General features: G+C 69.8%; 13 protein-coding genes. 3 read left to right on the top strand and 10 right to left on the bottom strand.

Annotated features, from left to right (window positions below; translation table 11 throughout):
• Positions 1 to 109: 109 nt before the first annotated feature.
• Complete coding sequence (locus HLH48_RS11330) at positions 110 to 1,066, top strand: GlxA family transcriptional regulator (RefSeq protein WP_182997616.1); 957 nt, start codon at positions 110 to 112, stop codon at positions 1,064 to 1,066.
• Positions 1,067 to 1,070: 4 nt separating this feature from the next.
• On the opposite strand, the gene HLH48_RS11325 is transcribed toward HLH48_RS11330, so the two are convergent.
• From HLH48_RS11325 to HLH48_RS11305, 5 genes are read right to left on the bottom strand one after another with little or no spacing between them, the layout of a single operon-like run.
• Positions 1,071 to 1,346, bottom strand: coding sequence for a hypothetical protein (locus HLH48_RS11325; RefSeq protein ID WP_182997615.1), 276 nt, complete (start codon positions 1,344 to 1,346; stop codon positions 1,071 to 1,073).
• Complete coding sequence (locus tag HLH48_RS11320) at positions 1,343 to 2,860, bottom strand: sodium:solute symporter family protein (RefSeq protein ID WP_182997614.1); 1,518 nt, start codon at positions 2,858 to 2,860, stop codon at positions 1,343 to 1,345. The genes HLH48_RS11325 and HLH48_RS11320 overlap by 4 nt, the downstream gene beginning before the upstream one ends.
• Positions 2,861 to 2,891: 31 nt before the next feature.
• Positions 2,892 to 4,307: an amidase family protein gene (locus HLH48_RS11315; protein ID WP_246387253.1), complete on the bottom strand. Its 1,416-nt coding sequence runs from the start codon at positions 4,305 to 4,307 to the stop codon at positions 2,892 to 2,894.
• The gene (locus HLH48_RS11310; RefSeq protein WP_182997613.1) at positions 4,304 to 5,674 is read right to left on the bottom strand and encodes an aminotransferase; all 1,371 of its coding nucleotides are present in this window, start codon (positions 5,672 to 5,674) and stop codon (positions 4,304 to 4,306) included. Before HLH48_RS11310 ends, HLH48_RS11315 begins: the two co-directional genes overlap by 4 nt.
• A 42-nt stretch (positions 5,675 to 5,716) precedes the next feature.
• Complete coding sequence (locus HLH48_RS11305; RefSeq protein ID WP_182997612.1) at positions 5,717 to 8,167, bottom strand: TonB-dependent receptor; 2,451 nt, start codon at positions 8,165 to 8,167, stop codon at positions 5,717 to 5,719.
• Between the two features lie 310 nt (positions 8,168 to 8,477).
• Here HLH48_RS11305 and HLH48_RS11300 point away from each other — a divergent pair, with 310 nt between their 5' ends.
• On the top strand, positions 8,478 to 9,479 hold the full coding sequence (locus HLH48_RS11300; RefSeq protein WP_182997611.1) for a LysR substrate-binding domain-containing protein: 1,002 nt from the start codon (positions 8,478 to 8,480) through the stop codon (positions 9,477 to 9,479).
• Here HLH48_RS11300 and HLH48_RS11295 read toward each other — a convergent pair.
• Positions 9,476 to 10,576 (bottom strand): Rieske 2Fe-2S domain-containing protein, encoded by a 1,101-nt coding sequence (locus tag HLH48_RS11295; protein WP_408871448.1) that lies wholly within the window; start codon positions 10,574 to 10,576, stop codon positions 9,476 to 9,478. The genes HLH48_RS11300 and HLH48_RS11295 overlap by 4 nt on opposite strands.
• A 147-nt stretch (positions 10,577 to 10,723) precedes the next feature.
• A complete protein-coding gene (locus HLH48_RS11290) occupies positions 10,724 to 12,862 on the bottom strand; it encodes a PepSY domain-containing protein (RefSeq protein WP_182997610.1) in 2,139 nt (712 codons plus the stop codon).
• A 231-nt stretch (positions 12,863 to 13,093) separates the two neighbouring features.
• Here HLH48_RS11290 and HLH48_RS11285 point away from each other — a divergent pair, with 231 nt between their 5' ends.
• The gene (locus HLH48_RS11285; RefSeq protein ID WP_182997609.1) at positions 13,094 to 13,732 is read left to right on the top strand and encodes an FMN-binding negative transcriptional regulator; all 639 of its coding nucleotides are present in this window, start codon (positions 13,094 to 13,096) and stop codon (positions 13,730 to 13,732) included.
• A gap of 14 nt (positions 13,733 to 13,746) precedes the next feature.
• Here the strand turns inward: HLH48_RS11285 and HLH48_RS11280 are convergent, their stop codons facing one another.
• Genes HLH48_RS11280 through HLH48_RS11270 form a run of 3 tightly spaced genes read right to left on the bottom strand, consistent with a single transcriptional unit; the run spans position 13,747 to position 17,185 of the window.
• Positions 13,747 to 14,790 carry an amino acid permease gene (locus HLH48_RS11280; protein ID WP_182997608.1) on the bottom strand — a complete coding sequence of 348 codons (1,044 nt, stop codon included), beginning with the start codon at positions 14,788 to 14,790 and terminating at the stop codon, positions 13,747 to 13,749.
• A complete protein-coding gene (locus HLH48_RS23555) occupies positions 14,730 to 15,188 on the bottom strand; it encodes an APC family permease (RefSeq protein ID WP_182997607.1) in 459 nt (152 codons plus the stop codon). The genes HLH48_RS11280 and HLH48_RS23555 overlap by 61 nt, the downstream gene beginning before the upstream one ends.
• Complete coding sequence (locus HLH48_RS11270) at positions 15,185 to 17,185, bottom strand: S9 family peptidase (protein ID WP_182997606.1); 2,001 nt, start codon at positions 17,183 to 17,185, stop codon at positions 15,185 to 15,187. Before HLH48_RS11270 ends, HLH48_RS23555 begins: the two co-directional genes overlap by 4 nt.
• Positions 17,186 to 17,236: the final 51 nt, after the last annotated feature.

Genomic DNA, 17,236 nt, shown 5'->3' with positions numbered 1-17,236 from the left:
ATGGACAGTCGGCATTCTGTCCCGCATCGAGTGTCGCGCGCGCCGCCCCGGCATGCGTGACCATTCCCGCCCTTTGCGTGCCGCTTTCCGCCACGATACGGTAGCGCCCATGACATGCCGCATCGGTTTCCTGCTGATTCCCCGCTTTTCGGCGCTGGGGTTTCTCTGCGCGGCGGAGCCGTTGCGGGTCGCGAACCGGCTGGCCGGGCAGGCGCTGTACCAGTGGGATATCCTGTCGCTGGATGGCGGGCCGGTCATGGCGTCCAACGCCATGCGCATGGAGGCGGCGCGGCCGCTGGCCGATGCGGTGCGCGCGGATGCGCCGTCGCTGGATTGGCTGGTGGTCTGCGCGGGCTTCTCGCCGCTGGCGGGGCCGGCGCGGGCGCATGACCGGACGCTGCGCGCGCTGGCGCGGCGCGGTACCCAACTAGGCGGGATCGATACCGGCGCCTTCCTGCTGGCGCGGGCCGGGGTCGGGCGCGACACGCCGATGACGATGCATTGGGAGGCCCGGCCCGCTTTCGTCGAGGCGTTTCCGGACTGGATCGCGTCGGAAGAATTGTTCGAGGATCACGGCGCCATCTTCACCTGCGCGGGTGGCACGGCGTCGATCGACCTCATGCTCGCGCGCATCGCCGACCTGCGCGGCGCGCGCTTCGCGCGGCGTGTGTCGGAACAGTTCATCCACACGATCATCCGCCGCTCCGGCGCGGCGCAGAAGGCACCGCAGCGTGGTCGTTCGGTGGCGCATAACCGCCGGCTGGCGCGGGTGGTCGCCCTGATGGAACAGACGACCGACCGCCGACTGGATATCGGCGAACTGGCCGCCATCGCCCATTGCTCCGCACGGCATCTGGAACGGGTATTCCTTCAGGCGTTCGGCCGGGGGATGGTGGCGCATCATCGCGGGCTGCGCCTGGCCCGCGCCCGCACGATGCTGCGCGAGACCGACCTGATGGTGACCGAAATCGCCGCCGCCACGGGGTTCGAAAGCCGGTCGAGCTTTTCCCGCGCTTATCGCGATGCCTTCGGCATGCCCCCCGCCGCCGATCGGGTGGAACCGTGAGGTTTCATACGGGATGGTCGGACGGTCTGCCGGCGCGATCTCCGTCCTGCGCGGAACAGGTGGTGAAATAGCCGCGTCTTTCATCGTCGCGATAGGCCGCCAGCAGGCAGCCGACGATCGACAGACCCAGCCCCAGGAAATAGGCGATCGACCAGGGCAGGCCGGGCAGCACCAGGGTGGCGATGCCCAGAGAAAGATAGACCGGAGGCAGCAGGGCGGCGGCGAAGTTCGCGGCCATCCAGGCGACGATCGGCGTGGCGCGGGGGCGGAGCGGGGTCATGCGGTATCTTCCTGCGGCAGGGGAATGGAGGGAACGGCCAGGGTGTCGCGCTGCTCCCCGGTGCCGGCGAACAACAGGGCGACCCGGCGGGTTTCGGCTGCCCCGTGGGGGGCCAGCAGCGACAGGGCGATATAGGTCGCGGCATTGACCGCGAGCCCGATCACGCCGGAACTCAGCCCCCAGAAATGGCCTGCCGCGCCGTGGAACGCCGTTTCCAGCAGGATGGCGGTGGCAAAGCCCGCGATCATGCCGGCGATGCCGGCGGTGGCGGTGCCCCGCTGCCAGAACAGTCCGCCATATTGCGCGACCGCGACCTGGATGATGCCCTGGTAGGACAGCAGCGCCAGCATCGACAGATGCGCGATCGGCAGGCAGGCGATGCCGGCGGCCAGCGCGGTGGCGACGGCCATGGTGCCCTTGGCCGTCAGGATCGACGTCCGGTAGGGCAGCACGCGGCCGGCGCCCACGATGTCGTTGGCGACCTGGGTGCCCATGGCCTGGATGATGGCGTCCACCCCGCCCATCGTCGCCGCCAGCATCACCGTACCGGCCAGGCCCAGCCCGACCGGCCCCGCCGCCAGGCGGGCCACCTCGAACCACGCCATGTCCGCGTCGCCATGCAGGCCGGGCAGGGCGGCGGCCATCAGGCCCAGTACCACCAGCGCCATCGAGAACAGCAGCGACAGCGGCGCGCTGAACACTCCGGCGCGCAACATGCTGCGGACGCTGTCGGCGGTATACAGCCGCACGAAGATCGGCGGCCAGCACCAGCCGCCGAGCGTGCCGGTCAGGATCATCGAGAACAGGGTCAGCGGGCCGCCGCCGGCACCGTCGGCACCCGGCACCCGCAGCAGATGCGCGGGCAGGCGTGCCGGCGACAGGCCCTGTCCCGCCATCCAGGCGATCAGACCCAGGATCAGCGCGGTGCCGCCGACATAGGCGACGATCCCCTGATACATGTCCGAGATGACCAGGCCGCGCATGCCCATGCGGATGGTCCAGACCTGCCGCGCCAGGATCAGCGCCACACCGCAGGCCACCGCCTGGCCCGGCGTCAGCCGGCCCAGCGACAGGGCGGAAAACATCGCGCCCAGGCTTTTGAAGCCCAACACCAGCCAGGGCATGATCGACACCACGCTGACGACCGCCGATGTGACCGCCAGCGCCGTGGAATCATAGCGCAGCCGCAGCAGGTCGGCCTGGGTCTTCAGGTCGTTCGCCGCCCCCCACAGCCAGACCCGCCGCGCCATCAGATACATCAGCAGCACGGTGAGCAGGCTGTAGATCGGCATGTAGAAAGCGACCACGCCGCTGCCCAGCGCCATGCCGGTCAGCGAGAGCAGAAGGCCGCCGGGCCACCAACTGTTCAGGAACGACATGGATTGCAGCCATGCCCCGTACGACCGGCCCCCGACCGCATAGTCCGAGAATGACCGGTCCTTGCGGTAGCTGGCCTGCAACAGCACGACCAGGCCGGCACAGAACAGGCCGACGATTCCGAATGCGATGCCCATCGGCGCTCCTCCCTTCGATCTGCCCTGGCCGTCAGGCGTTCAGCCGCTCCACGACCTGCGACGGCGCGCGGCGTCCCTCCGCCAGATGCCCCTCCAGGGTCTGGCAGACGCGCATGACCGTCACGTCGTCCTGCCCACGGCCCGACACCTGCACCCCGACCGGCAGGCCCGACGCCGAGAAGCCGGCGGGGATCGACGCCGCCGGCTGGCCGGTCATATTGCCCAGGAACGCGAAGCCGCCCCATTCCAGCCAGTCGGGCCACGAGGCATCGGGGACGGTCCGTCCGGCGGTGAAGGGCAGGACCGACACGCTGGGCGACAGCATGACATCCATCGTCTCGTACAGGCGCGCGGCCTCCTGCCGGTAGGCGATGCGGCGCATCTGCGCCTCGATCAGGTCGCCGGTCGGGATGGCGGCGCCCTTGAACGCCTCGGCGCGGAACGCGGGATCGACCAGGTCCAGCCGCTCGGCCGGCAGGTGGCGCAGCGCCTGCCACGCGCCGGCCTGCCACAATATGCGGTAGGTAGGCCGCCAATCCGCGAAATCCGGTACCGGCACCAGGGTCGCGCCCGCCAGTTCGGCCCGCGCGACGGCGGCGCGGAAGACGGTCCGTACTGCCGGATCGACAGGCAGGCAGCCGAAATCCTCCGTCACGCCCACGCGCAGGCCCGTCAGCGCCAGCGGGCCGGCCAGAAAGGCGCCGGGTGCCGCCGGCGGAAAGCTGTACGGGTCCCTGGGATGGTATCCTTCCATTACCGAAAGCATCAGCGCCGCATCGGCGACCGAACGCGTCATCGGTCCGTAATGCGACAGATCGGAATAATGGGGTCCGATCGGCCATTGCGGCACCCGGCCGAAGGTCGCCTTCATGCCGAAGATGCCGCTGAAGCTAGCGGGCACGCGCACCGAGCCGCCGCCGTCGCTGCCCAGCGCCAGCGGGCCGCAGCCCGAGGCCAGCGCGGCCCCGGCGCCCCCGCTGCTGCCGCCGGGGGTGACCGCCGGATCGTGGGCATTGCGGGTGATGCCGGTCAGCGGACTGTCGGTCACCGCTTTCCACCCGCCCTCGCACGTCGTGGTGCAGGCATAGATGACCGCCCCCGCCGCACGCAGCCGCGCCACCGACGGCGCGTCCTCGGTGGCCGCCGGCTGGCCGATCGACAGGCGCGACCCGCGCCCCAGAACCCAGCCCCGCGTCATCGCGGTATCCTTGATCGAGACCGGCACGCCCTCCAGCGGCCGGGTCGGCAGGCCGGCGCGCCAAGCCCGTTCCGAGGCGGCGGCGGCGGCCAGCGCGGGTTCGGCGTCGATCCGCACGAACGGATTGAGCACCGGCTGCATGGCGGCGGCGCGATCCAGAACCGCACGGGTGACCTCGACCGGCGAGACCGCGCCGCTCGCATACAGCGCCAGCAGGGTCGTCGCGTCGATATCGCACAGATCGGTCATGGCGCCATTTCCTTCAGGCAGAGATCAAGTGCGGTGCGCAGCGCCGTCACGATGGCGTCGATTCCCGCACCGTCGATGATCATCGGCGGGCAGAAGGTCAGCGCGTCGCCCACGGAGCGCGCAATCACCCCATGCTGCTGTAGATGCAGCGCGGCCCGGCGCCCCAGCGCGCCCACGGGCCATGACGCGGGGTCGGCAGCGCGCGACGGCGTCAGTTCCACCGCCGCCATCAGCCCCACGCCCCGGATCTCGTCGACAAGCGGGTGATCGGCCAGCGTGGCCAGGCGCTGCTGCATCCGCTCGCCGATCGCGGCGGCGTGGGCTACCAGGTCGCGTTCCTCGATGATGCGCAGCGTCTCGATCGCCACGGCGGCGGCGACCGGATGGCCGCCGCCGGTAAAGCCATGGCCGAACGTGCCGATGGCATGCGTCTGGTCCGCGATCGGTTCGAACAGTTTCCCGTTCAGCAGGATGGCGGAAATCGGCAGGTAGGACGACGATAACTGCTTGGACAGCACCATGACGTCGGGGCGGATGTCGTATGTTTCGCAGCCGAACATGCGGCCGGTGCGGCCGAAGCCGCAGATGACTTCGTCGGCGACCAGCAGGATCTCGTACCGGGCCAGCACGGCCTGGATCTTTTCCCAATAGGTGCGCGGCGGCACGATCACGCCGCCGGCGCCCATCACCGGCTCGCCGAAAAAGGCGGCGATGGTGTCCGGCCCCTCGCGCAGGATCAGTTCTTCCAGTTCCGTGGCCAGGCGGGTGGCGAAATCCTCCTCGCTTTCGCCCGGCTGCGCGAAGCGGCGATAATGCGGCGTGGTCAGGTGCAGAAATCCGGGCAGCGGCAGGTCGAAACCGGTATGGTTGGCGGGGATACCCGTCAGGCTGCCCGCCGCGACGGTAATGCCGTGATAGGCGCGATGCCGGCTGATGATCTTCTTGCGGCACGTCTGGCCCAGGGCATTCGCCCGATACCACAGCATCTTGATGACGGTGTCGTTGGCCTCGGAGCCCGAATTGGTGAAGAACGCCTTGCTCATCGGCACCGGTGCCATCGTCACCAGCCGTTCCGCCAGGTCGACCATCGGACCATGCCCCTTCTGGGTGAAGGGGTGGTAATAGGGCAGGCGTTCCATCTGCCGCGTCGCGGCCTCGATCAGCCGGGTCTCGCTGAAGCCCAGCCCGACGCTCCACAGGCCGGCCATCGCCTCGATATAGCGGTTGCCCGCCAGGTCGTAGACATGGATCCCCTCGCCCCGGTCGATGATGAGCGACCCGCTTTGCAGATTCGCGCGGGCGTCGGTCAGCGGATGCATGACGTAGCGGGCGTCGCGCATTTCCGTTGTCATGATATCCTGCGTCATACTATAGATATTTCCTGATCTGTAAGCATGTGTTTCCTGTCGTCAGAATCCGACCGTGATGGCGCCGGCGATCGCGAAGCCGCCGCCGATCTGGTAGGTCGGGCTCTTGCCCGCGATGGTCGTGCCGTGCAGGCCCGTCATGGTGTGCGCATTGGATGTCAGGCCCGCCGCCTGGGCATAGTAGATGTTGTTCCCGATATTCATCAGGTTCAACTGAAACTGCGGCCGGTACAGCGTGGCGTGCGCGACATGGAGGTTCGGCATCCGGTAGCCCAGCGTGATGTCGGATGTCAGGTAACCCGGCATGCTCTCGTCATTCATGAAGGTGCTGTAGCGGCTGCCGATGTAATTCAGGTTGAAATTTCCGAAATAGGTGCCGTCGTCATAGGCCAGCCCGATCGCCCCGGCGAAGGCGGGCGTGTTGACCGCGATCTTGCCGGCCGTGGGCAGCACGTCGTTGCCGACCTTGAAATCGTTGTCGGTCGTCGCATGGACGTACGAGCCCGAGGCATACGGGCTGAAATGATGCCAGGGACGCAGCCCGATTTCGAGCTGCGCGCCGCGAATGGTCTGCCCGCCCAGAATGATCGGCGCCGTGACCAGCGATCCGCCGACGAAGGCGGTCGACAGCACGTCGTGATTGACCATGTTGTAGTTGAACAGCGCCGCCGACAGATGCACCAGTCCATTGTGGCGATAGCCCAGTTCCTCGCCGATCGCGTATTCGGGCTTCATGTCCTGCGGATGGCCCTGGATCGGGATGGGGGACGCGGCGTCATAGATGTCGATATAGGCTTCGCTGCGGTCGGGTGCCTTGAAGCTGGTGGTGCCGTTGACATAGATCTGGTCGTTGGGCGTGATGTCGAAGCTGGCCGAGACCTGCGGCAGCGGCTCGGCATAGTTCGCGCCGTTCTTGTAGGTCGCGGCGCCGGGGATCAGGTTGCTGACCCAGCGCTGCATCATGACTTCCTTGAAGCCGGCATTCAGTTTCAGCCGGTCGTCGAAGGCGGTATAGGTATCCTCGATGAATATGGCGTTTGTCTGCTGGCGGAACACGATGTCCCACCCCGACATCACCTGTCCGTCGGCGGTGGTCACGCCAAAGCGCCCCCAGGCATTGGCCGGCAGGCCCTGGGCGCTGGTCGCCGCGTAGTTGGCCCGTTCGGTCATGTCGAGATAGGAATACCAGTATCCGGCGCGCAGCGTGTTGTGGCCACGGGTCCAGGCCAGGTCCGTCATCAGGCTGAGCATGTGCTGGTGCTGCGGGTCGACGACCTCGACCGTCTGCCTGCCGTTGGCACCGACATCAGGCAGGCTGAGCGGACCGACCAGGTGGGTGCCGTAATAGCTGTGGTCCTGGCTGATGGTTTCGCCGTAGTTGGTCCATTTGTCCCAACTGATGAAATAGGGCGTGACCGAGAGTTTCAGCCCGCTGCCCAGGTTGAGACGCACGGGGGCGACGATGGCCAGCACGTCGTTGCGCAGGCGCGCCAGCGGCCAGTAGCTGCCGACGCCGGGCGTATAGGTGGTATTGTAATACAGCGACGAGGTGCCGAGTTTTTCGAACGACGCCTTGGTCGGGTTGGCCGAGCCGTTGGCGTTGATGCCGGCTGAGGTATAATGGCCCCACAGGAAGGTCACGCCGGCGCTGTTGCCGTTGCCCCACTCCTTGATCGCCTTGGCATCGACATGGTGGCGGGTCAGCGAACCGGGCGTCTGCCAGAACCGGTTGTAGCTCCAGGAATAGGACATGAAGGCGCGGATGCCGGTATGGCCGATTTCGCCGGTATCGATCCGGGCGAATTCCTTCTTCATGTTCCAGGTGCCGTAGCTGGATTCCAGCAGGCCGCCGGCCGTTCGCGCCGGATCGCGCAATGTGGTGCGGATTTCGGCGCCCACCGAATAATAGGCCGGGCTGCTGATGTCGGGCGAACCCTGGGTCAGCGCCACCGACGACACGTTTTCCATGTCCGGGCTGCCGCCGATCGCATCGGGGCTGAGATAGACGGCGTCGGTCAGCGGAATGCCTTCGACCAGGTAGCCGACCTGCGTGTAGTTCAGGCCGCGGACCATGATCCCGCGCGAGATCTGGCCGTATGGATCGGATCGCGCGTAGGACACGCCGGGCATGCTGGCCAGCATCGCCTGCACCGTGGTGTTGGCCGGCTTCTTGGCGATGAAATCGCGCGTGACCTCGCTGCGCGATTTCGGGGCGGTCTGAACCGGCATCATGCCGCCGCCGGGCGTGGTGTTGCGTACGCCGGTCGGCGTGGTGATGCCGCCGGTGACGGAAACGGTCTCGGCCGCCGGCGGGGCCGGTGCGACGCGGGTGGCGATGGGGCCGGCACCCTGGGCGGTGGCGTGGCGTGCGTGATGGGCGGGGGTGTCGGATGTCGCGGCCCGGGCATCCGGCCCGACTACCCAGATGCCGCTACAGGCAATGATGGGGCCGGAAATCAGAAGCCGTCGTCGCGGATGGGTCGGTGATCGCATGACAGGACCTCCTGGAAGTGAAGCGTCTGGCCATATCCGGCCTGCACAGGGTCGTTCCGTGGAATGGTCGATGAATAATGACGCATCGACGGTATTTTTTGATTTTTATTTTGAATTTCATACAATGAGAAAATAAATCCATCTCATTACGAGCAACGATATCATCGGCTGAAAATGTTTCGATAGCGACTTTTTCTTCGTGCGTGGAAACAAAAAGTTTCCACCCGGGGCCCGCGTGTGCCGGCCATGGTTTCGGCCCCTTGCCGGGACGGATGACGTCCTGCCGGCGGGTGGGCACCCCGGGTTTCCAATGGCTTTACAGCGCCTGCCGCCGGCCCGTAAGCTTGCCCCGGACAGCCTGGCGGACCAGATCGTGTCGACGAAGAAACGGCTTCTGCTTCCCCCTTTCGGGGCCTTGCGCGCCTTTGCGGCCTATGGCCATGCCGGCGGCGTACGCAAGGCGGCGGAATATCTGGGCGTCAGCCATACGATCGTCGGCCGCCACCTGCGCACGCTGGAAGACTGGGTCGGGGTCGCGTTGATCGACCGGGCCAGCGGCACGCTGACGCAAAAGGGCCTTGCCTATCACGAGGAGATCATCAGGGCGCTCGATGGCCTGTCGCACGCGACCGAGCGGCTGCGCCCGCGCATGGACGAGTCGATCCGCATCAGTTGCGTCTCGGGCTTCGCCTCGCTCTGGCTGGCGGGACGGGTCGGGGCCTTCCGGCGCAGCGAGCCGTCGGTCAATCTGGTGGTCCGGCCGTTCGACCGGTTTCCCGATTTCGATCGCGACGATCTGCATGCCGATATCCGCTATCTCCGCGACAAGGAGCTGGAAAGCTTCCCGCCCGGCTTCAAGAAGGTGCAACTGGCGCGGCCGGCGATGTTTCCGGTGGCCAGCCCCGATCTGGCGACCGAGGTGGCGGGGCGCCTGCGGACCATCACCGACCTGCTGGCCGAACCGCTGATCGAGGCGGAGGACAGCCAGGAATGGCACATCTTCCTGTCGGGCCACAAAGTCAGCCCGGCGCTGTTCGTGCCGTTCGGGCGGCTGGGGCACGCCAGCATCACCCTGGCGGCGGCGCGGCATGGGCAGGGGATCTCGCTGGCCAACATCTTCCTGGCGTGGGACGACCTGCAACGCGGGACGCTGGTCCGGGTCACGCTGCCGGGGCAGGCGTTCCGCCGGGTCTTTATCGGCGGCTATTACCTGATCGCACCCGAAAGCAACTGGAACCGCCCGCAATTCGCGCGCTTCCGCAACTGGATGACGGCCGAGGTCGCGTCGTTCCTGGCCCGCGAGACGCCTTAACGGCTGCCGCGATCGGGCCCGCTGCCCGGCACGCCGCAGCGCGTCAGCAGCGCGCGCAGATGGTTGACCACCGGAAAGACCTCGCGGTTCCGGTCGCCGCCCTGGGCATCCCATGCCTGCTGCTCCAGTTCCACCACCTCGCGGTCCTCCTCGAAGATCCGGTTGGTGAAGACCGCCAGCGCCGGCCAGATCAGGTCGATCAGGAACGGAATCCCGGGGCGGCGCACCGACAGCAGGCCGAAGGCGCGGCTGGTGCGCTGGTCGGCGCTCTGCGGCACATAGGCCACCCACAGATCCATCATCAGGTCGCCGTCCTTGTCGACGATCCGCAGCGTCTGGTACGGATACTCGGTCCGCACCGTCACCACTTCCTCCACCGGCTGCTCGCGTCCCTTCAGGTCGCGGTGGCGGCCGAAGATCAGCGCCTCGGCCAGCGGCTGGCGGGTGTCGGTGCGCGCGAAGCTGTAGCGCGCCTCGACGAAATCCTCGCCCCGGTCCTGGCCCAGGAAGCGCGCGCGGATCTGGCCCATCTGGCGGCGATGCAGGAACTGATGGTTCATGTCCATCAGGTTCTCATGCATGAAGGTATAGTGGCAGGCCACGCGGGGGCCGAATTGCCGGGTGCGGAACGCGGGGTCGCCGACATGCGCCAGCCTGGGCAGGGGCACGGATTCGGCCTTGTCGGCATCGCCGGGGAAGATGAAGATCAGCCCGCCCTGCTCGCGGCAGGGATAGCTCCGCACGCCGTTGGGCAGCTTGCCCTTGCCCAGGTACGGCACGTCGATGCACCGGCCCGACCGCCCGTACGCCCAGCCATGATAGCAGCATTGCACCGCCTGGCCCGTCACCGTGCCCTTGCTCAGCGGCACCTGCCGGTGGGCGCAGCGATCTTCCAGGGCGAAGACCGCGCCCTCGACGGGCCGCACCAGCGCGATCGGCAGGCCGGCATAGCGGGTGCCGATGGTCTTGCCCGCCTTCAGCTCGCGCGACCAGGCCACGGGGTACCAGAAATCGGGATCGCAATCGACCGTGCGCAGATCGGGGGCGCCGATTCCGGCATCGGCGCGCGCGGCGAGGGTGATCTGGTCCATGGTCATGTCCGTTCCGGTTCTTCCTGACCGCGTATTCTCTTCCCGGGCAAGGCCGTTGTCTTGCCCCAGTTGTGAAACCAAGCCTTGCAGGAAATGAAACGATGGCCGGGCGCGACGCGATCGGCGCGAGGATAAGGGACCTGCGCCGCGCCGTCATGCCCTCCGGCGGGGACGGGGCCGCCCGGTCTGCCGGCGCAGCCAGGGCAGCACGCCGGAGACGATCATGAACCCGCAGGCCAGGCCGATCGCCAGCACGCCGGCCATCGTCGGCCAGCCGCCGATCTGGCCGCTATGCAGCGGATAGAGCAGGCGGATCGCCAGCGTGCCGGCACCGTCCAGGCGCGGATCGTCGACCCAGACGATCCGGCCGTCATGCCGGTCGATCTCGCAGGTGATCCGCCCGAAACCGGTATAAAGCGGCGTACCCCCCGGCGCGAACGACACGCCGTACAGGTCCCGCGCCGGATCGTCGGCCAGCGCCACCGGCATGGCGCCGGGATAGGCGCGCGCGGCCCAGGCGCGGGCGATCGCCTCGGCCGCCGCATAGTCCAGAACGGAGCCGGAACGGGCGGGCGGCGGCGGGGCGCCCTCGGCGAAGGGCGAGCCGGCGCGGGGCGGCGACAGGAAGGCTGCGAGCGGGGCGAAGGCCTCGTCGAAAAAATTCATCGCCACCGAGGTCAGCGCGATCACGATCATGAACGGCATCGTCCACAGTCCGATCGTCCGGTGCAGTTCCGGCCACAGACGGCGGGCCAGCATCTGGCGGTTCAGGCCCCAGGCCGGCCGCCAGGCGGCCAGCAGCGGCCGGCGGCGCGGCAGGGTGACGACCAGCCCCGCCACCGTCAGCGCCAGCCAGCAGGCCGCGATGCTTCCCATGAACAGGCGCCCGGCGTTGCCCAGCGCCAGCGTGTCATGCAGGTCGTACAGAAGCTGCATCGCATGGGCCCGGTCCGGCCGGCCCTGCCGGGTGCGGGTGCCCGTCACCCGCCCGTCGCGCGGGTCGATAAACACGTCCTCGGGCGCGGCGCCGGGGGCGCGGGTCATCACGGCGCGCAGCGCGGAGCCCGAGCGCGGCCGCAGGTCGAAGCGCACGACGCGCCAGGACGGATGGGCGGCCAGAACGCGTGCCATCAGTTCGGCCGCCGGCCGCACCGGCCCCGCCGGCACACGGAACAGGCCGGGATTGAGCGCGGCATCCGCCCGGTCGCGGAAGACCAGCGCCGTGCCCGTCGCCGCCGCGAGCATCAGGAACAGCGCGATGCCCAGCCCGGCATAGCGATGCGCCAGGAACAGGCCCCGGCGCAGGGTCATGCCGCCGCCCCGTCCCGGGCGGCGCGCGCGCAGCCAGGCGATCTGGTCGCCCACCGCCCGGGCGGCCAGGCCGGCGACATCCAGCGCCTCGAGGAACGAGTGGGTAGCCCCCGGATAGGACCGGGCGGTGACGGCGTTGCCGGCGGCGCGCAGGCGGTCGGCCATGGCATGGTTCTCGTCGGCCAGCACGTCGCATTCCGCGATGGTCATGAAAACCGGCGGCAGGCCCGCGAGATCCGCCCGCAGCGGAGAGGCCAGCGGCAGCGCGCGCCGGGCGGCATCGGGGATGTAGCGCTGCCAGAAGAACAGCATCTCGTCGCGCGTCAGCATGAAGTCCGGCCCGGCGAACCGGGTATAGGACGGCGTGTCGCACGCGCTGTCATACACGCCGTAGCTCAGCAGCAGGCCGCGCAGCCGCCCATGCAGGCCGGCACCCGCGTCGCGCAGTCCGATCGCGGCGGCCAGCGACAGGTTGGCCCCGGCCGAATCCCCGCCGACGAACAGCGGCAGGTCCGCGAGCGGGCCCAGATGGTCGGGCAACGCCCGCAGGCAGTCCATGACCTGTTCCAGTGCGACGGGAAAGACATGTTCCGGCGCCAGGGCGTAATCCAGCCCGACCACCGCCAGGTTCGCGCCGACGGCATATTCGCGCATCAGCCTGTCATGGGTATCCAGGCCGAACAGGGTCCAGCCCCCGCCATGCAGATAGACCAGCACGCCCTCCGCCGCCGGGCCGGGGGAAAAGATCCGCGCGCGCAGGGGCGGTGTGGCCTCTTCGATGACGATGTCGCCGACATGCGCCACGGCCGGGCGCCTGGCCGGCAGCGTCGCGCGCGCCTGGGCGGCCAGGGCGCGGGCGGCGTCGGGCGGCAGGGTCTCGAAGGGCGGGAAGTCCTGCCCCGCCATGGCCATATGCCGGCGAAAGGCCGCGATCTCCGGGTCCAGGAGGCCTGGCGGGTCTGCGAGAGGGGGTGAGGTCACGATCGTCGGGCTCCGCTGTCTTGGCGCCATTCTTGACGAAACCGGCCGGCCGGGCGTGTCGGAAAGGGTCAAAGAGGCCAGCGGCCGGGCCATGGGACGAAACGCTCCGGAATCGCGACGGCCGGCTTGGGGCCGGCCCGGCGGCGGTGGGTTCTGGCCCGGCGGCACGGGTCGGCGGCCGGAACGGTGCTAGAATGCCCGATCCCCTTCGTCCAGCCGGAAATGCCTGCCATGTACGCTCCACCGGATTACGCCTGCGACGACAGCGCGCGCCTGCACGACCTGATGGCGCGGGTGCGCCTGGCCACGGTCGTCACCCTGCCCGGCGGCGCCGGTTCCCGTCCGCCCGTAGCCTGCCACCTGCCCCTGCTGCTGGACCGCGACCGGGGGCCGCTGGGGACGCTGGTCGGCCATCTGGACCGCCGCAATCCGCAACTGGCCGACCTGGCCGCCGGGCGTCCGGTGCTGGTGACCTTCCTGGGCGCCGATGCCGGCGTCTCGCCCGACTGGTACCGCACCAGCCCGCGCGTGCCGACCTGGCTGTACACCGCCGCGCATGCCACCGGCACCCCGGCCGTGATCGAGGACCCGGCCGCCCTGCGCACGATCCTGGACCGCAGCAGCGCCCTGGCGATGCCCGATGGCGGCGCATGGCGGCCCGGTGCGGTCGGCGGCTATATCGACCGGCTGCTGGGCGCGATCGCGGGGTTCGAGATTCCCATCGCCACGCTGCGGGGCCAGATCCGGCTGGGCCAGCATAACGGCGCGGAGGACTGGCAGGGCGTGCATGACGCGCTGTCGCATGGCACGTTGCAGCAGCGGCGGGTGGCCGAGGACATGGCGGCGTTCGGCCGCGCGCCCGGCGGCTGAGCGCCGCCGGGCCGTCAGGCCCGGCTGTCCGCCTCTCCGCGCCGTCGGCGCCTGGCCTGATGCCGGGCCAGGGCCAGTCCGGCCGCCAGGTACAGCAGCAGGAAGATCGCGGCCGACGGCCGTCCGGCCAGCGCCTGCTGGCCGATGCCGGCCAGGACGATGAGGATGGTGCCGACCGAGACGGCCAGCGCGCAGATCGGCACCACCCCCAGCCACAGGCCGCCGACACGCACGCCGCCCAGCGGAATGCGGAAGGGCCGCGCCATGTCGGGAGCGGTCACCCGCAGCCGCATGGCGCTGAGCGCCACGCCCGAGAAGGCGACCATGGTTCCGATGCTGACCAGGTCCGCCAGCACCCCGATGGGAAACAGCGCCGCCAGCAGCCCCGCCAGCAGGGCGGCCAGCACGATCCCCAGCCCCGGCGTGCCGTGGCGCGGGTGCAGCCGCATGAACCAGCCCGGCAGCAGCCCGTCGCGGGCCATGGCGTAGCAGATGCGCGAATGGCCGTAGGTATTGACCAGCATCACCGAGGCCAGCCCCGTCAGCGCGCCGACCCGCAGCAGGATGCCGATGCGCGGATAGCCCACCGCCGCCATCGCCTCGGCCACCGGGTCGGGCACGTCGAGGCTGCGGAACGGCACCAGCCCGGTCAGCACCAGCGAGACCAGCGCATAGAGCAGCGCGCTGGCCAGCAGCGTGCCGATCAGGCCGATCGGCAGGTCGCGTGCCGGCCGGCGCGCCTCGGCCGCTGCCGTCGCGACGGTGTCGAACCCCAGATAGGCGAAGACGACGATCGAGGCCGCGCGCAGCACCCCGGGCACGCCGAAGCGGAACCCGCCCTCGGACGGCGGCAGGAAGGGCGACCAGTTGGCCGGCGTCACATGGCCGATCCCGATGCCCAGGAAGACCAGCAGCACGCCCGTCTTCACCACCACCAGCGCGGTATTGACCCGGGCCGATTCCCGCACGCCGCGCACCAGCGCCGCCGCGACCAGCATCAGCGCGGCGAGGGCGGCCAGATTGGCATGCGGCCCCGGCGCACCGGCGGCCGGTCCCACGCTTGGACCAGCGCCGACGGCAGACCGTGGCCCAGCGCCACCAGCAGGCTTTGCAGATAGCTGGCGAAGCCGGTGGCGACCGCCGCGCCGGCCAGCAGGAATTCCAGCGTCAGCATCCAGCCCACCCACAGGGCGGCCCCCGGCCCGAAGGCGCGGGTGACATAGCTGTACGATGCCCCGGCGATCGGCATCGCGGTCGACAGCTCGGCGTAGCAGATCCCTGTCAGCCCGCAGGCGCCCCCGGCCGCCAGGAAGGAAAGTGTGACGGCCGGACCCGCATATTCCGCCGCCGCGACGCCGGGCAGGATATAGACCCCGGCCCCGACGACGCAGCCGACGCCCAGCAGCAGCAGGTCCATCGGGCCCAGCGCCCGGCGCAGCGTGGGGCCGGCGCTCATGGCACGGGTTTCAGGATCGGGGTCAGCCATGTCAGGACCCGCCGTTGCACATCCGCCTCGACCGTCGCGCCGACCGCGCCGCCGAACCAGTGCGGCGCGCCGGGATAGCGCGCCAGCACCACCCGCGCGCCACGCGCCCGCAGGGCGTTGAAGAACATCAGCCCCTGGTCCGGCGGCACGCGGCTATCGGCCATGCCATGCAGCAGCAGGACGGGAATCCGCACCCGCGCCACGGCGTCGAGCGGCGAATGCGCGGCATACTCCGCCGCCCGGTCGATCGGGTCGCCGAAATAGGGCGGCAGGAAGCCGGTGGTCACGTCGGTCGACAGCGCCATTGCCCGCAGGTCGGTGATGCCCGCGCCGTCGATCACGGTCAGGAACCGCTCCTCATGCCCCGCCATCCAGGCGGCCATGAAGCCGCCATAGCTCCATCCGCCCAGCGCCAGGCGCTTCGGGTCGGCGATGCCGCGGCGGGTCAGCATGTCGATGCCGTCGAGGATATCGCGGGCGTCGGCGCCGCCCCAGTCGCCGCGCGTCGCCTCGGCGAAGGCGGTGCCGCGCCCCTCCGACCCGCGCGGGTCGGGCAGAAAGACGGCGATGCCGTGGCTGGCCAGCAGCCGTGCCCAGTCATGCCATGATCCCAGCCAGCCCTGTGTCCAGGCCTCGTACGGCCCGCCATGGATCTGGGTGAACAGCGGCAGGCCATGCTCCCGACCCGGGGGCAGGACCAGCAGGCCGCTCAGGGCCGTGCCGTCCCGGCCGCGCCAGCGGACCACCTGCTGCGTGCCCAGCGGCCAGCCGGCGACCTGCGGGTTCAGGTCGGTCAGGGGCCGCGCGTGGCCGTCATGGACGATCCAGACATCCTCCGCCCGGCTCGGCGTGCTGGCCGGCAGCGCCACGGTGCCGTCGCCGGCCATGGAAAACGCGTAGGGCTGGCCGCCCAGTCCGACCGTCCGGCGCACGGTGCCGTCGGCGGCATCCAGCCGCGCCAGGCAGGGCGTCACGTCGTCCAGGCCCAGCACCGTCAGGCTCCTGCCGTCCGGATTCCACGCCATGGCGCGGATCGACCCGGACCAGCCGGCACCCATCGGATGGCTGCGGCCATCCGACAGATCATAGCGGCTGACCGCGCCGACGATTCCCTTGTCGTCGAAATGCCCCCAGGCCAGAGACCGCCCGTCGGGCGAAAAGACCGGATGCACCGCCGTCGCGTGGCCCGGCAGGCGGTGCAGGACATGCCCTTCGGTATCGACGATGCTGACGGCCGAGCGATACCAGAATGCGTCCAGGCCGCTCGACCGGCCCGTCCGCACGACCAGCGACCGCCCGTCGGGCGCCCAATCGACATCGAACACCGCGCGCGCGTCCAGCGCGACCGGCCGCACGTGCCCGTCGGCCGGCGTGACGATGGCCAGGCCGGGGCCGGGCGGAGCGTCGTCCGGGGCCGATCCCGCCATCTGTGCGCCGGGGGCGCCGGGAGCGGCGGAGGCGGGACGCACCAGGATCGCCAGCGCCTTGCCGTCCGGCGACCAGCGGAAGTCGGTCACGTCCCCCGCGAAGGGCCCCAGCGCATGCGGGGCGCCGCCCGCCGGGCCGGTCAGCCATAGCGTGTCGTGCGCGCCGCCATGCCGACCGATATAGGCCAGGCGGCGCCCGTCGGGCGACCAGCGGGGATGGCTGTCATTGTCCTGCGCGCCATCCAGCGCGGCCGCCGGCCCATCCGGCTGGACGGCGCGCAGCCACAGCCGGGTGACCGGCGGCCGCGCCGGGTCGGCGAAGGCGCGCACGCCATAGACGATATGCCTGCCGTCGGGCGCCAGCGCGACATCGCCGACACCGCGCAGCGCGCTGATCTGTTCCGGCGTGATCATCGGCTTCGCCGCCCGCGCCGCGCGGACGAAGCAGGAAGACGCCGCCAGCGCGCCCAGAAAGGCGATCCCCAGGGCCGTGACCGGTCGCGTGGCGGAAAGACAGAGGAAAGAACCGTATCGCGCCATTATCGGGTCCCGGTCTGGACGGTGCGTCATGGGGGTGGGGCAAACGACAGG

The sequence above is a fragment of the Gluconacetobacter sacchari genome, from assembly GCF_014174255.1.
Taxonomy (GTDB): Bacteria; Pseudomonadota; Alphaproteobacteria; order Acetobacterales; family Acetobacteraceae; genus Gluconacetobacter; species Gluconacetobacter sacchari.
The sequence above is the reverse complement of the archived record's forward strand: the minus strand, read 5'-3'. Positions and strand labels throughout refer to the sequence as shown.

Excerpts from the sequence above, each read along its gene's own strand:
- HLH48_RS11330 (WP_182997616.1), top strand. The coding sequence starts at position 110 with ATGACATGCCGCATCGGTTTCCTGCTGATTCCCCGCTTTTCGGCGCTG.
- HLH48_RS11305 (WP_182997612.1), bottom strand. The coding sequence starts at position 8,167 with ATGCGATCACCGACCCATCCGCGACGACGGCTTCTGATTTCCGGCCCC.
- HLH48_RS23555 (WP_182997607.1), bottom strand. The coding sequence starts at position 15,188 with ATGAGCGCCGGCCCCACGCTGCGCCGGGCGCTGGGCCCGATGGACCTG.
- HLH48_RS11320 (WP_182997614.1), bottom strand. The coding sequence starts at position 2,860 with ATGGGCATCGCATTCGGAATCGTCGGCCTGTTCTGTGCCGGCCTGGTC.
- HLH48_RS11295 (WP_408871448.1), bottom strand. The coding sequence starts at position 10,576 with ATGACCATGGACCAGATCACCCTCGCCGCGCGCGCCGATGCCGGAATC.
- HLH48_RS11315 (WP_246387253.1), bottom strand. The coding sequence starts at position 4,307 with ATGACCGATCTGTGCGATATCGACGCGACGACCCTGCTGGCGCTGTAT.
- HLH48_RS11325 (WP_182997615.1), bottom strand. The coding sequence starts at position 1,346 with ATGACCCCGCTCCGCCCCCGCGCCACGCCGATCGTCGCCTGGATGGCC.
- HLH48_RS11270 (WP_182997606.1), bottom strand. The coding sequence starts at position 17,185 with ATGGCGCGATACGGTTCTTTCCTCTGTCTTTCCGCCACGCGACCGGTC.
- HLH48_RS11285 (WP_182997609.1), top strand. The coding sequence starts at position 13,094 with ATGTACGCTCCACCGGATTACGCCTGCGACGACAGCGCGCGCCTGCAC.
- HLH48_RS11300 (WP_182997611.1), top strand. The coding sequence starts at position 8,478 with ATGGCTTTACAGCGCCTGCCGCCGGCCCGTAAGCTTGCCCCGGACAGC.
- HLH48_RS11310 (WP_182997613.1), bottom strand. The coding sequence starts at position 5,674 with ATGACGCAGGATATCATGACAACGGAAATGCGCGACGCCCGCTACGTC.